This window comes from Lactobacillus sp. A27 (assembly GCF_016742815.1).
GTDB lineage: Bacteria > Bacillota > Bacilli > Lactobacillales > Lactobacillaceae > Lactobacillus > Lactobacillus gallinarum.
Map to the genome: position 1 here is coordinate 1 of NZ_JAEHNT010000011.1, position 13,191 is coordinate 13,191.

The window sequence follows — 13,191 nt, forward strand, 5'->3', positions numbered from 1 at the left end:
CTCCACTTTACATAGTAAAAGAAAAAGTGTTGAACGACTACTCCGTCGAGTAATCATCCAACACTAGATTAGTATGTTTTGTTTCCCGAGAAATTTGCGTAGGCCACGTATTTCTGCTAGAATACTTAACAATCAAGTTATCTATATATCGTCGAAATAAGGTCGACAGTATCTACCCTGAGCCATAAATTCAGGACTATAGGTATCAGACGTCATAATTTTATTAAGGACATCTTTTACCCATGACTTTGGGTAAGCTATGTCTTTTTTCTTTTTGTTTTTATTTTGGAGGCGCAATGGATTTTTTAAATAAAGTCTTTCATTTAGAAGAAGCTAACACTAACGTTAAACGCGAATTAATTGCCGCATTAACTACGTTTGTCAGCCTCTCCTACATCTTGTTTGTTAACCCTAATATTTTACACGCAGCTGGTATTCCTAAAGGCGCAGCCTTCACTGTAACGGCCATCGCTACAGCAATTGGTTGTTTCCTAATGGGCTTTATTGCAAACTACCCTATTGCCTTAGCTCCAACTTTGGGTAGTGGTGCTTTCTTCGCATATAACGTTTGTGTAGGGATGCATATTTCCTGGGAAACAGCTTTAGCTGCCGTTTTAGTAGCATCTATTTTGTTTATCTTGATTACCGTTTTCAAATTACGTGAAATGGTGGTTAATGCGATTCCACAAGATATGAAATATGCTATTTCTGCTGGTATCGGTTTATTTATTGCTTTTATCGGTTTGAAAAATGGTCAATTAATCGTTAATAGCGATTCTACGTTGGTTACTTTGGGCAAGTTTAGCAACTCAGCTGTTTGGATTACGTTATTTGGCTTGGTTTTGACTGTGATCTTAATGGCTTTGAGAGTGCCTGGCTCAATTTTTGTGGGCATGATCATTACCGCTATTTTTGGCATGATTATCGGTCAAATTCCATTGCCACACGACATCATTGCGGGCGCACCAAGCATTGCCCCAACCTTTGGCCAAGCCGTCTTCCACTTAAAAGACATTAATACAGCACAGCTTTGGATGGTTGTTTTAACCTTCTTGTTAGTAACTTTCTTTGATACTGCAGGTACTTTAATTGGAATGACCGAACAAGCTGGCATGGTTGATAAAGATGGCAAGATTCCACGTATCGGTCGTGCTTTCTTAGCTGACTCAACTGCTATGGTTGAAGGTGCTGTTTGTGGTACTGCTCCACTTGGTACTTCAGTAGAATCAAGCGCTGGTATCGCTATGGGCGGTAGAACTGGTTTAACCGCGATCTTCGTTGGTATTTTCTTCATCATCAGTATGATCTTCAGTCCACTTCTTGCCGTTATCCCAACCACTGTAACTGCTCCAGCTTTGATCATCGTTGGTGTATTGATGGCAAGCAACTTGAAGAAGATCGACTGGGACAAGTTTGAGATTGCTTTCCCTGCATTCTTGACAGTTGTCGGGATGCCATTGACTTACAGTATTTCAGATGGTCTGGCTTTAGGTTTGATCGCCTACCCAATCACAATGATCGCATCTAAGCGCGCTAAGGAAGTTACCCCGATGATGTATATTCTATTCGTGGTATTCATTGTCTTCTTCCTGGTTACTAATTTATAGAAAAAGTATATCCGCTTCTTTACGAGGCGGATTTTTTATGGATAATTTTATGAAAAATAAGAAAACATTATGGATTTTAGAAACTTTACTGTTCTCAGCTATTACAGGAATTTACTTTTACTTCAATATCCATAACTCATCAGGAACTACAATGGCAATCATTCTTGCTGGATTTACTTTATATCTCCTATTTCAAACTAGTCAGTTTTATTCAAAGATGTGGACTAAGATTTTAATTTATTTGATTGATATAATTTGGATCATAGTAGTGCTGTTGGTTGTTGGACTTTTTAGTCACTAGTTAAATTAAATTTTCAAATTTACAGTTGACAAATCATTTCCTAGGCTATATTATGATAGCTACATTAAAGACAAATTAAGCAATGACAAGGAAAGTAAAAAATAAAACTTTCTACAGAGAGTTTCTAGTTTGGTGAGAAGAAATGTCTGTTTTTATTTTTGAAAATGGCCTTCGAGCATGAACCTGCGATATTTAGCAGATTCAGGGTCCGCCCTCTATCGCGGTAGTGTATCGCCTTTTTGGCCGTACATGAACCGAGATGGAACTTCCATAAAGAATAGGTGGTACCGCGTGATAAACGCCCTATTAGATCGACATGATCTAGTAAGGCGTTTTTTCTTTTTCATTGCTTAATTCTCGTCTATCGTAAAGGAGTTTAGTAATGAAAATATCAAAGAAGATTTTAGCAACAAGTACAATTATCGTTTCAGCATTAACTCTTGCAGCTTGTGGCAATCAATCAGCCTCTCAAAAGAAAAAGCAAGTTTTAAATTGGTCAGAAACCACTCAATTATCAACTCAAGATCCATCTTTAGCTACGGATACTACTAGTTTTCAAGCTTTATTAAACACTGGTGACGGTCTTTATCGTTTAGACAAAAACAACAAGCCTAGATTATCTTTAGCTAAATCCGTTAAAACATCTAAGGGCGGAAGAGTTTATGATTTCGTCTTGCGTAAAAACGCTAAATGGTCAAATGGCGATCCACTTACTGCCAAAGATTTCGTTTATTCATATCAAAGAACTGTTACACCAGCTACCAAATCACAAATGGCCTTTTACCTCTATCAAATTAAGAACGCGCAAGCAATCAACAGCGGAAAGAAGAAGCCATCTACTCTTGGAGTAACCGCACCTTCTAAATATCATTTGCGTATAGAGCTCACTCGCCCACTCAGTTACTTCAAGAATTTACTTGCTTGGCCACTATTCTTCCCACAAAACCAAAAAGTAGTTCAAAAGTACGGCAAGCTTTACGGTACTCAAGCTAAATACACCGTTTCTTCAGGTCCATTCACTTTAACTAAATGGACAGGAAATAATAAAACTTGGACTTTAGCTAAAAATAAGAATTACTGGGATGCTAAAGATGTGAAATTAAGCAAAGTTAACGAACAAGTTAGTGAATCAACTACCGCTAGCTACAACCTCTTCCAAGCCGGAAAAGCTGACGAAACAGGCTTAACCGGTCAACAAGTAGCTTCCAACAAGAATAAGGCCGGCTACCATGCAAGACTTTCTTCAGCTATTCGTCGTCTTGAATTAAATCAAAATAAAGTCAAAGCATTCAAAGATCTTAAAATTAGACAAGCATTCTCATACGCAATCAATCGTCAGCAATTGGCTAACAACATTTTAAAGGATGGTTCTATTCCAGCTAAGGGCTTTGTTCCATCAGGCATGGGTACCAATCCAAAAACTGGCGCTCAATTTGAAGATGATGCCTACGTAAAGAGCGGTGTAAGTTATGACTTACAGAAGGCAAAATCATTATTGAAACAAGGCTATAAAGAAACTGGAACCAAGTCCATCAATGTCACCTTATTAGCTAGTGATGACGATACTTCAAAGCAAACTGCCGAATTCTTACAAAGCCAATTAGATCGTTTGCCTAACGTCAATATTTCAGTGCAAAGTATTCTATTTACTCAATTGATTTCTCGTCAAACTGCAGGAAACTACGAAATCACCTTAAAGAACTGGCAAGCTGTTTTCGGCGATCCTATCAACTTCTTAGATGTTTTCCAAAAAGGATCAAGCTACCTTAACAACGGTTGGAACAACAATCAATTCAACAAATTGTTAGATCAATCTGAAAATGTCTACGGTAATAATCCTGTTAAACGTTGGAGCAGATTAGTAGCCGCTGAAAAGATCTTAATGAAAGATCAAGGTACCATTCCATTAGTTCAAGTAGCCCACCCTCAACTTCTTAAAACTGATGTTAAGAATGTATCCTTTAATCCAACCGGTGTACCATACGACTTTAAGAACGTTTATTTAGGCTAATAATCTTAAGAAAGACACACGTCTTTCTTTTTTTATAGCTTTGTTGTTTACAAATGTAGATTTTAGTTGTATAGTTACATTTGTAAACAATAGAGGGGGAAAAGAAATGGTTAAACTTCAAGAAAAAGAAAGCACGATTTCCGACAGTGAGTGGGAAGCCATGCGTATCATTTGGACCCTTGAGCCTGTCAGCTCGACCAAGATCATTGAAGAACTGCAAGCTAAAAAAGATTGGTCCGAATCGACAATCAAAACTTTATTGCGACGTTTGGTTAAAAAGAACCTGCTGAGCACGAAAAAGGAAGGTAGACGCTTCGTTTATACTGCTAAGGTCAATCAGACGCAGGTAATGGCGGAAGCCGCACAGGAGCTGTTAAACCGCATGTGCGATATGCACAAAGGCGAAGTTCTATTACAGTTAATCGCCAACTCACCTATTTCAAAGAGTGATTTATCTAAAATAAAAGAAATTATTGCTACTAAAGAAAAAGATGCGCCTTACATGGTGCCATGCAATTGCCTACCAGGCAATGAAAAGATGTGCTAAAAGGAGAAGTTAAAAATGACTATAGCTCAAATCATCACGCTGATTGTAGCGGTTGTCTTAATCGGCTTTATCCTCTGGTGGTTCTTCGGCAAACACCAAGAAGCCGTTGGTACTGCCAGTGTTGATCAAGGCGTTCAAGAAGCAAATATCGTTGTTAAAGGCGGCTATTCCCCTTCTACCGTTGTTTTAAAACAAGGAGTTCCTGCAAAGGTTAACTTCGATATGAAGGATTCAACTGCATGTTTATCTCATGTAGTCTTTGAACAACTTGGCGTAAATAAAGATTTAACTAAGCAAAAAGTTACTACTATTGATATTCCCACTGACAAGAAAGGCATTTATAACTTTGCTTGTGGTATGGATATGTTTCATGGAAAGGTTGTTGTTAAATAATGAGTATTTTTTCAAAGAATCAAACTAAAAAAGTTGTTGTTAATGCTAAGAATCATGGCTACAAGCCAGAAGTTGTTACCTTTAAGCAAGGTAAGCCAGCTCAATTAAAATTTATCCCATCAGACAACATGGGCTGTATGAATGAAGTTGTCTCAAAGGATCTGAATTTCGATACTAAACTCGACGGTCAAAAAGAAGTAACGATCGATATTCCAACTGATAAACCTGGCACTTACAACTACGCATGTGGCATGGACATGTTTCATGGTAAAGTGGTGGTCAAATAATGAAGCTTTCTAACATTAAGCGGTTCTGGATTTCCTTTATCCTTTCAATCCCAATGCTCATCCAAATGTTTGCCATGCCGTTTCACTGGATGATGCCGGGATATAATTGGATCGCTTTTATCACGACCACTATTATTATGGCAATCTCGGCTGCGCCTTACTGGTCTAGTGCTTGGGCTGCTTTTAAGCATCACCAGGCAAACATGAACACTCTGGTTGCAGTTGGTACTTCTGTTGCCTATTTCTACAGTATTTTTGCCATGTTTACTGGCCGTGAAGTTTACTTTGAAAGTGCTGCGTTTGTAACGGTCTTCGTTTTACTTGGGGATGCAATGGAAGAAAAGATGCACAACAATGCATCTAATGCCCTAGCCAAATTGATCGATTTGCAAGCAAAGGATGCCGAAGTTGAGCGTAACGGTGAATTTGTTAAGGTGCCACTTGATCAGGTGAAGCCAGGCGACATTATTCGCGTTAAGCCAGGTGAAAAAGTTCCGGTAGATGGCGTGATTGTTGACGGTTCAACTACTATTAACGAATCAATGGTTACCGGTGAAAGCATGCCTGTTACTAAGAAAAAGGGTGACGAAGTTGTTGGTTCAACTATTAACACCAATGGGACTTTTACCTTTAAGGCAACTAAGGTCGGCAGCGATACTATGCTTGCTCAAATTGTCGATTTGGTGAAAAAAGCGCAAACTAGCCATGCACCTATCCAGAACTTAACAGATAAGATTTCTAACATCTTTGTACCGGCTGTTTTAATCATCGCGATTATTACCTTCGTTATCTGGTACGTATTCTTAGGCGCTACAATCGTTAATGCCATGCTCTTTGCCGTTTCTGTAGTAGTGATAGCATGTCCGTGTGCATTGGGTTTAGCAACTCCAACAGCTTTAATGGTTGGTACTGCACGTAGCGCTAAGATGGGCGTTTTAATTAAGAACGGTGAAGTCCTTGAAGAAGTTAGCGATATTGATACTGTTGTTTTTGATAAAACCGGTACGATCACTGTTGGTAAGCCTCAAGTTACCGATATCATTGGTGATGAAAACCAAGTATTAACGATCGCTGCTAGCCTTGAAGAAAACTCAGAACACCCTCTTGCTACAGCTATTGTTAAAAAAGCTAAATTAGATAATATTGCCCTAGCAGCCGTAAAGAATTTTGCTGCAATTGAGGGTAAGGGCGTTAAGGCTAATTATGGTAAGCAAGAAGCTTTTGTAGGTAGCGATAAACTGCTTGAAGATATCATTATTTCCCAGGAAATGAAGAAAAAGGCTATCCAGTTACAAAAAGAAGCTAAAACTGTTGTTTACGTTGGTCTAGGTCAAGATATTATTGGCTTAGTTGCCATTCAAGATGTACCTAAGCCTAGTTCAAAAAAGGCCATTGCAGAACTTAAGAAGCGTGGTTTAAGAACCGTCATGCTTACCGGTGATAATCAAAATGTTGCCGAAGCCATTGGTAAAGAAGTCGGCATTGACCAAGTAATTGCTGGTGTTCTACCAACTGAAAAAGCTAATGAAATCAAGAAGCTGCAGGATGCTGGTAGAATAGTAACATTTGTTGGTGATGGGATCAATGATGCTCCTGCTTTGTCTACGGCTAATGTTGGTATTGCTATGGGATCAGGGACAGATATCGCAATTGAATCAGGTGGTATCGTCCTCGTCCAAAACGATTTAATGGGCGTTGTGAAGGCACTAGAGATTTCTAAGAAGACTTTCAATAGAATTAAATTAAATCTGTTCTGGGCCCTGATTTACAACACTATTGGTATTCCTATTGCTGCCGGTCTATTTATGGGATTAGGTTTAACTCTTAGCCCAGAACTAGCAGGACTTGCTATGGCCTTCAGTTCAGTTTCAGTTGTAACTAGTTCATTGCTATTGAATAAAACAAAAATTGCAGGTGCTTAATGAACGAAAAACCAGATTTAACATCTGGTTTTTATTTTGTCTTTTTGCAGTTTTTTTAATTTTTTGTTAACATTATATTATTGTATTAATAAAGGAGTTGATGAATAAGCAAGCTGTGCTTGCTCTTATGGAAAATAATACCCAAACTACACGCGAAAAAATTATCAAAACTAAAAAGAATTATAAACGTGCTCCGTTGATGCCGGTTCATTTAAGAGTAATGATTGCTGTTATCTTAGGTCAAATAGCCTGTGGCTATGCCTTGGGCATCAGTGGTACAGCACTTTCAAATGCCGCTAAATATATTGACATTAGCGATTTATGGACCGGTTTAATCGGAGCTGGTTCATTGATTGGATTAGCTGGTAGTCTTTTAATAGGACGACTTTCTGATAAAATTGGTCGCCGTCAGTTATTAATGATCAATATGTATATTCTGGCAGGATTAACCCTAATTCACTTATTGACAGCCAATTTATTATTGACCTTCATCATTAGAATCGGAATCGGATTAATGATTGCTGTTGATTATACTGTTGGTAATGCTTTATTAACAGAATGGTTACCTAAAGGTGAGGATAGTAAGCGCCAAAGTCATTTATTGATCTATTGGACAATCGGTTTCATCTTATCCTATATAGTTGGTACTCTCATTACTGGCTTGGGCGCTTATACTTGGCAACTGATTATAGCTACCGGTGCCGTTCCAGCAATTATTACCGCTTTATTCCGAAGTTTCTTTCCGCTTCCCGCTTCTCCTACTTGGCTCGCAAGTAAAGGTAAAGTTAAGAAAGCAAACAAAATCATTAGTAAACACATGGGACACAAATGGCGCTTGCCTAAACGATTTATGAAAAAGAAAGCGCCTAAAGATATTGCCTGGGGAATTTTATTCTCTAAGAAATATTTACGCCGCACTTTAGTTGGTGGTATCTTTTATGCTTGCCAAGCATTTTCATTCTTTGGTATTAGTATTTTCTTACCAATTTTGCTTAGCAGCATGAATATTACAGGTGGCAGCATCTCCGGAATCATTTACAATGGCGGTATGTTTGTCGGCGTTCTATTCGGTATCTTTATTTTTAATAAAATTAGTCGCCGTACATTTTTAGTTGGCAATTTTTTAACTTCAGCTGTTTTAATTGGTATTATGGCTTTAGTACCTGGGTTAGATTCAATGATTAAATTATCCATTTTCACTATTTTTGCGATTATCCTTTCATCAGGATTAGTGCTTGATTACCCATATCCCACTGAATTATTTGGCATTAAAGTACGTGGGACAGGAGTTGGTACGTGCATTACAATTAGCCGTTTTGGTGCAGCCGCTGGTACATTTTTATTACCGGTTCTAACCAATATTGGTGGTGCAAAATTAGCTATGTTAGTTTGTGCAATTGTATTGCTCTTCGCATTTATCGTTTGTCTTATCTGGGCACCAGAAACATCACCGAAATTTATTAAAGCTGAACAAAATAATAATTAATTATCATAAAAAGACAGATGCATCTTCGCATCTGTCTTTTTTACTTCTTATCTTTCTTCTTTTTATCTTTAGAATCCTTATCAAGCAATTCTTCTGGATCCTTGTGTTTTGGCGTCTTTTTTGGATCTGGAACGGTCGCAAAACGATCAAGCATCTTTTGTAAATTATTAGGGTTGTCAAAAGTTAATCCCATAACTCATCTTCCTTTCGTTTTCCTCATTATATAAAAATTAATAAGCTACTAGCAACTTATTTAATTATTTATGATCAATGAAACGCTGCATTTTTATCATTTCTGAGCCAGCCAAATCAACACTAATTAGATCATCATAATTATGGTCACTAATCTCGCCTAAATCATATTCAGTTAAGATTTTTAAATCAAAGCCTTCATCGCCACGATCAGCAATTAAACCCAATCGATCTGGATAATGATAAATAGAATCACTGATTTTTATCACATGACCATCAGGCCAATTCTCAACTACCTCGGTGATTGACTTTATCGGGCCATTAAGATTAAGTGATCGTTCCAAATAGTCAGGATCAAAGCTATGATTTTTCTGTTGCCAATTTACTAAATAATTAAAATAGTTCAGTCTTTCTGATTCTTCCGTAACGTGCGCAACATGACTCCGAGCTATCACGACAATAGATTCTACTTGTCCCAATTCATTTAAACTCTCAAGCAAAATATTATCTTCATCATACTTAAGCACTTTGCCAATCACAAAATTACCAAATTGATCATCGAAAGTATAATCAAAATAAATTTCTACTAATTTTAATTCATTAAACTCATAATTTTGCTTTTGCTTCAAATAATGAATAAATAAATTATTATCTATGCTGTTTACGTCAACACAAACAATATCTTGAAGAGGAATAACCGTAGCAAAATGTTCAATAGAAGTGTCGTTCTTTTCTAAAATACGGACTTCTTTTTTATCAAGCTGTGTAATCAAACCAGTGTAAGTTACGCCGGTATCAACCTCAAAAGTTACAAAAGGCTGCGCATCAGCAACATTGATCAGTAAGTCATAAATATCAGTGAAATCCCAGTTCTTTACTGAACTATTTAAGTGCCCCATGTCAAATGGATCCTTAATTTCAGTTGTCGCATAATAATGCAACACTGGTGTGTCGTCCTCTATTTTGGCTATTTGATCTTCCTTGATAAAAACAATTCCGCCTTGATTGCCAGTTTGATCAACTAATTCTAAAACGATCCAACCATGTTCACGTGCCACAATTTGACCAATATAGTAGGAGTTTGCATCAATAAAAGTAATGCTCTCATCCCCATCCAAATTATATTTTTCTTGATCAGCATTCAATGTAACTTGCACTAATTTGTTCACGTCTATCCCTCTTTTCTGTATAAGTTCAAGTATCCACTAAGAAACATTTTTCTGCAAGAAAAAAAGCGGCATCTATTGATGCCGCTTAATCTCATTTACCCATCAAGTTCAACGCCTTGCAGCTGTTTCATCTTACTATAAACTACACCACGTTGACTTGAGTCAAATTCTAGAATTAACATATCGCCACCGCGAATAACCGTTTGTCCATTAGGAATAATTTCATCCCCATCACGGCGAATAGTACTTACACGCGTATCTTCAGGCCACTTAATCTCGGATACCTTTTTGTCAACTAATCTAGAGCTCTCATAAACCGGTAGAACCATTCGATCAGCTTGGCCAGTATAATTAACCTTACGATCACTATGCTTGTCCATAGCGGCCGCTAAGAGGCCGTAAATTGGTTTTCCGCCAAGAAGTTCATCAACTAGCAGCGCAATAAATGCTACAACAGCAAGTGGCATTAAATGTAGCAATGAGCCAACCATTTCAGTAATCAAAATAATTGCGGTAAATGGTGCGCGAATAATTGCGGCGAAATAGCCAGCCATTGAAAAGATTACTAAGTTAACTACTAAACGCTGAGGCAATAGTCCAAGTTGAACCATGAACAAACCATAAGTAGCACCAATTAAAGCACCCATGGTCAAAATTGGCAAAAAGATACCACTTGGTAAACCAGAGTCATAGGCCACGATTGAAAAGACAATTCTCATGACATAATAGAACGCCAACAGGCCAACTAATCCCCATCCACTTTGTGTAATTATATGGGGCATTGCCAAAATCAAGCGATTACCAGGACCTGTAATTAATGGCCAGAAGTAGGCTATTGGAATTAAGATTGCCAAAGGGATTAAGCCATGAAGCCAGTGAGGCAAAAACGTGATTTTTGCATAAACTTTTTTCAAACTAAACAGTCCGACTTTGTATAAATGGCCTAGAACACCTAATAAGATCCCTAAAATAATCAAGTGCCAATAGAGCACAATTGGAAATGAATGATTATATAAAATTCCAAGCGCTGGATGGATACCGAATAAATTGGAAACCACAAAGTTGGAAGCAATTGCTCCAGCTAATGCATTCATCCAAACAAGTGGAGAGAAATTATGGAAAACTTCTTCTAATACAAACAATGCTCCACTAAGAGGTGCACCAAATGCAGCAGATAGACCACTAGCGGCACCGGTTGCTAACAAAATTCGTGAATTAAGCTTATTTTGCTTAAAGCCTTGGCCTACACCCTGGCCGATGGTTGAGCCGAGTTGTAATGAAGGGCCTTCTGGTCCCAAGAACAAGCCTGTACCAATTACCAGAATACCCCCTATTAGCTTACGCCATAAGATTGGGAACCATTGCAGAGATAACTTTCCTTGAAGCTGTAATTTTACTTCAGGAATACCTGATCCTCCAACATGAGGATATTGTTTTACAAAATACCCTGCAATTACGGCTACGGCGATAAAGCCTATAATAATCACAATAAACCATAATGGATTGCTGTGAGCTAATTGAAATAAATGCAGCCAAAAACCTGACGTTTTTTCAATTCCAAATCTAAATAGCCCAACTACTATACCAGTAAAGATACCAACTACTAACGCTTGTAAAAGTAGTTTTATATTGGTTTTATTTCCCTCGTCTTTCATATAACCCTCTCTTTAATTGAACAATCACGACAAACTCTATTGTACAATAAAAAACCAGCTAAGATTTAGCTGGTTTTTGGTTTCATGTGAAACAGATTTATTATTTTTCTTCATACCATTCAGTATGGAATGTACCTTCACGATCATTTCTTTGGTAAGTATGTGCACCAAAGTAGTCACGTTGACCTTGAATAAGGTTAGCTGGTAAATCTGGGTTAAAGATTGATTCTAAGTAGTTAAGAGCTGCACTTAAAGTTGGAGTTGGTACGCCAGCCTTAGTAGCGAATTCAACTGACTTTCTCAAAGCTGGAAGGTTTTCTTCCATTAACTTTCTGAAGTAGTCATCTTGGAACAAGTTCATGAGCTTGTTGCCCTTAGAATACGCATTTTCGATATCTTTAAGCATTGCAGAACGAATGATGCAGCCTGCTTCCCAATCTTGAGCAATTGACTTGTAGCGCAAGTCCCAATCATAAGCTTCGGCAGCCATGGTTAATTGTTGGAAGCCTTGTGCGTATGCGACAGCTTGAGCTAATTGCAAAGTCTTTTCGAATTCATCCACTAAATCGTCAGGAATTGCACCCTTGTACTCAAACTTAGCTTGCTTAATACCGCTCTTCACTGCTAAATGAGCTTGCTTACTCATGAAACGAGCCATAACTGCTTCAGCGATTACCGTTACAGGTGCACCAAGGGCAACACCATCTTCAAGCATCCAGTTACCAGTACCCTTGTAAGAAGCAACATTCAAAATGTGGTCAATCACGTGATCTGGAGTCAAATCATCTTTTTGAGTCAAAACCTTTGAAGTAATTTCACTAAGATATGCTTCTACCTTGCCATGGTTCCACTTATCAAAGATTTTTGACATTTCGTCATCGCTCTTGTGGGCAACATCACGGAGCAAGTTGTAAACTTCTGAGAATTCTTGCATAATTCCGTATTCGATACCGTTATGTACCATCTTGACATAGTGACCAGCACCTTCAGGCCCCATGTAGTAGACACATGGCTTGCCTTCAGTATTCTTAGCGGCGATTGCTTCAAGAATTGGAGCAACTTCCTTATAAGCTGGTTCATCACCACCGGGCATCAAAGCAGGACCATTCAAGGCACCTTCTTCACCACCGGAAACACCCATTCCGATGAAGTGAATGCCATGCTTTTCCATTTCGTGGAAACGACGGTTAGTGTCGTGGTAATTTGAATTACCACCATCAATTAAAATATCACCTTTATCCAAAAGTGGCAGCAATTTTTGCAAAGTTTGATCCACTGGATCGCCCGCCATAATTTGAATCAAAATCTTGCGTGGCTTTTCGAGTGAATTAACAAATTCTTCCCATGTATAACATGGCTTCAACTTATCATCTTCATATTTTGCAAAAGCATCAACTTCTGATTTATCAATTGAAAAGCCAGAAACTGAGAAGCCGTGATTTCTAACGTTTAAAGCGAGGTTTTTACCCATAACGGATAAACCGATAACGCCGAATTGTTGCATATCTTTAACATCCTCCATTTAATCAAAATTCATCATGTTTTATTATACTTTTTAAAGACAAAAAAGCGAAATTAAAAGACCGTTCTTTAGTCATTCCCTGGGAAATATTGCCACAAA

General features: G+C 38.0%; 12 protein-coding genes, 1 riboswitch and 1 other annotated feature. Of the genes, 8 read left to right on the forward strand and 4 right to left on the reverse strand.

Going from position 1 to position 13,191, the window contains the following annotated elements:
• Window positions 1-121 precede the first annotated feature (121 nt).
• Window positions 122-219: riboswitch (purine riboswitch) on the forward strand.
• A 77-nt stretch (window positions 220-296) separates the two neighbouring features.
• From JEM49_RS01880 to JEM49_RS01915, 8 genes are all read left to right on the forward strand, one after another.
• Window positions 297-1,607: an NCS2 family permease gene (locus JEM49_RS01880; RefSeq protein ID WP_201873398.1), complete on the forward strand. Its 1,311-nt coding sequence runs from the start codon at window positions 297-299 to the stop codon at window positions 1,605-1,607.
• Between the two features lie 37 nt (window positions 1,608-1,644).
• A complete protein-coding gene (locus JEM49_RS01885; protein ID WP_446720520.1) occupies window positions 1,645-1,908 on the forward strand; it encodes a hypothetical protein in 264 nt (87 codons plus the stop codon).
• A gap of 73 nt (window positions 1,909-1,981) precedes the next feature.
• Window positions 1,982-2,217 (forward strand) — a binding site (T-box leader).
• A gap of 73 nt (window positions 2,218-2,290) precedes the next feature.
• Window positions 2,291-3,919, forward strand: a complete 1,629-nt coding sequence (locus tag JEM49_RS01890) for a peptide ABC transporter substrate-binding protein (RefSeq protein ID WP_201873400.1) — start codon at window positions 2,291-2,293, stop codon at window positions 3,917-3,919.
• A 106-nt stretch (window positions 3,920-4,025) separates the two neighbouring features.
• Window positions 4,026-4,466 (forward strand): CopY/TcrY family copper transport repressor, encoded by a 441-nt coding sequence (locus JEM49_RS01895; RefSeq protein WP_201873401.1) that lies wholly within the window; start codon window positions 4,026-4,028, stop codon window positions 4,464-4,466.
• A gap of 15 nt (window positions 4,467-4,481) precedes the next feature.
• Window positions 4,482-4,859 (forward strand): cupredoxin domain-containing protein, encoded by a 378-nt coding sequence (locus tag JEM49_RS01900; protein WP_201873403.1) that lies wholly within the window; start codon window positions 4,482-4,484, stop codon window positions 4,857-4,859.
• Window positions 4,859-5,146, forward strand: a complete 288-nt coding sequence (locus tag JEM49_RS01905; RefSeq protein ID WP_025006203.1) for a cupredoxin domain-containing protein — start codon at window positions 4,859-4,861, stop codon at window positions 5,144-5,146. The genes JEM49_RS01900 and JEM49_RS01905 overlap by 1 nt, the downstream gene beginning before the upstream one ends.
• Window positions 5,146-7,068 (forward strand): copper-translocating P-type ATPase, encoded by a 1,923-nt coding sequence (locus JEM49_RS01910; RefSeq protein WP_201873405.1) that lies wholly within the window; start codon window positions 5,146-5,148, stop codon window positions 7,066-7,068. Before JEM49_RS01905 ends, JEM49_RS01910 begins: the two co-directional genes overlap by 1 nt.
• 127 nt (window positions 7,069-7,195) lie before the next feature.
• Window positions 7,196-8,554 (forward strand): MFS transporter, encoded by a 1,359-nt coding sequence (locus JEM49_RS01915; RefSeq protein WP_098036456.1) that lies wholly within the window; start codon window positions 7,196-7,198, stop codon window positions 8,552-8,554.
• A 40-nt stretch (window positions 8,555-8,594) separates the two neighbouring features.
• Here JEM49_RS01915 and JEM49_RS01920 read toward each other — a convergent pair whose 3' ends face one another.
• The 4 genes from JEM49_RS01920 to gndA all read right to left on the reverse strand — a co-directional run bounded on the left by JEM49_RS01920 (window position 8,595) and on the right by gndA (window position 13,074).
• Window positions 8,595-8,747 carry an SPJ_0845 family protein gene (locus tag JEM49_RS01920; protein WP_013642612.1) on the reverse strand — a complete coding sequence of 51 codons (153 nt, stop codon included), beginning with the start codon at window positions 8,745-8,747 and terminating at the stop codon, window positions 8,595-8,597.
• Window positions 8,748-8,811: 64 nt separating this feature from the next.
• Window positions 8,812-9,915 carry a hypothetical protein gene (locus JEM49_RS01925; RefSeq protein WP_201873408.1) on the reverse strand — a complete coding sequence of 368 codons (1,104 nt, stop codon included), beginning with the start codon at window positions 9,913-9,915 and terminating at the stop codon, window positions 8,812-8,814.
• Between the two features lie 95 nt (window positions 9,916-10,010).
• A complete protein-coding gene (locus JEM49_RS01930; protein ID WP_201873410.1) occupies window positions 10,011-11,570 on the reverse strand; it encodes a ClC family H(+)/Cl(-) exchange transporter in 1,560 nt (519 codons plus the stop codon).
• 100 nt (window positions 11,571-11,670) lie between these two features.
• Window positions 11,671-13,074, reverse strand: a complete 1,404-nt coding sequence (gene gndA, locus JEM49_RS01935) for an NADP-dependent phosphogluconate dehydrogenase (RefSeq protein ID WP_201873411.1) — start codon at window positions 13,072-13,074, stop codon at window positions 11,671-11,673.
• Window positions 13,075-13,191 lie beyond the last annotated feature (117 nt).

Bases quoted from the DNA above. Each gene is read 5' to 3' on its own strand.
- JEM49_RS01880 (WP_201873398.1), top strand. From the start codon at position 297: ATGGATTTTTTAAATAAAGTCTTTCATTTAGAAGAAGCTAACACTAAC.
- JEM49_RS01885 (WP_446720520.1), top strand. From the start codon at position 1,645: ATGGATAATTTTATGAAAAATAAGAAAACATTATGGATTTTAGAAACT.
- JEM49_RS01890 (WP_201873400.1), top strand. From the start codon at position 2,291: ATGAAAATATCAAAGAAGATTTTAGCAACAAGTACAATTATCGTTTCA.
- JEM49_RS01895 (WP_201873401.1), top strand. From the start codon at position 4,026: ATGGTTAAACTTCAAGAAAAAGAAAGCACGATTTCCGACAGTGAGTGG.
- JEM49_RS01900 (WP_201873403.1), top strand. From the start codon at position 4,482: ATGACTATAGCTCAAATCATCACGCTGATTGTAGCGGTTGTCTTAATC.
- JEM49_RS01905 (WP_025006203.1), top strand. From the start codon at position 4,859: ATGAGTATTTTTTCAAAGAATCAAACTAAAAAAGTTGTTGTTAATGCT.
- JEM49_RS01910 (WP_201873405.1), top strand. From the start codon at position 5,146: ATGAAGCTTTCTAACATTAAGCGGTTCTGGATTTCCTTTATCCTTTCA.
- JEM49_RS01915 (WP_098036456.1), top strand. From the start codon at position 7,196: ATGGAAAATAATACCCAAACTACACGCGAAAAAATTATCAAAACTAAA.
- JEM49_RS01920 (WP_013642612.1), bottom strand. From the start codon at position 8,747: ATGGGATTAACTTTTGACAACCCTAATAATTTACAAAAGATGCTTGAT.
- JEM49_RS01930 (WP_201873410.1), bottom strand. From the start codon at position 11,570: ATGAAAGACGAGGGAAATAAAACCAATATAAAACTACTTTTACAAGCG.
- gndA (WP_201873411.1), bottom strand. From the start codon at position 13,074: ATGCAACAATTCGGCGTTATCGGTTTATCCGTTATGGGTAAAAACCTC.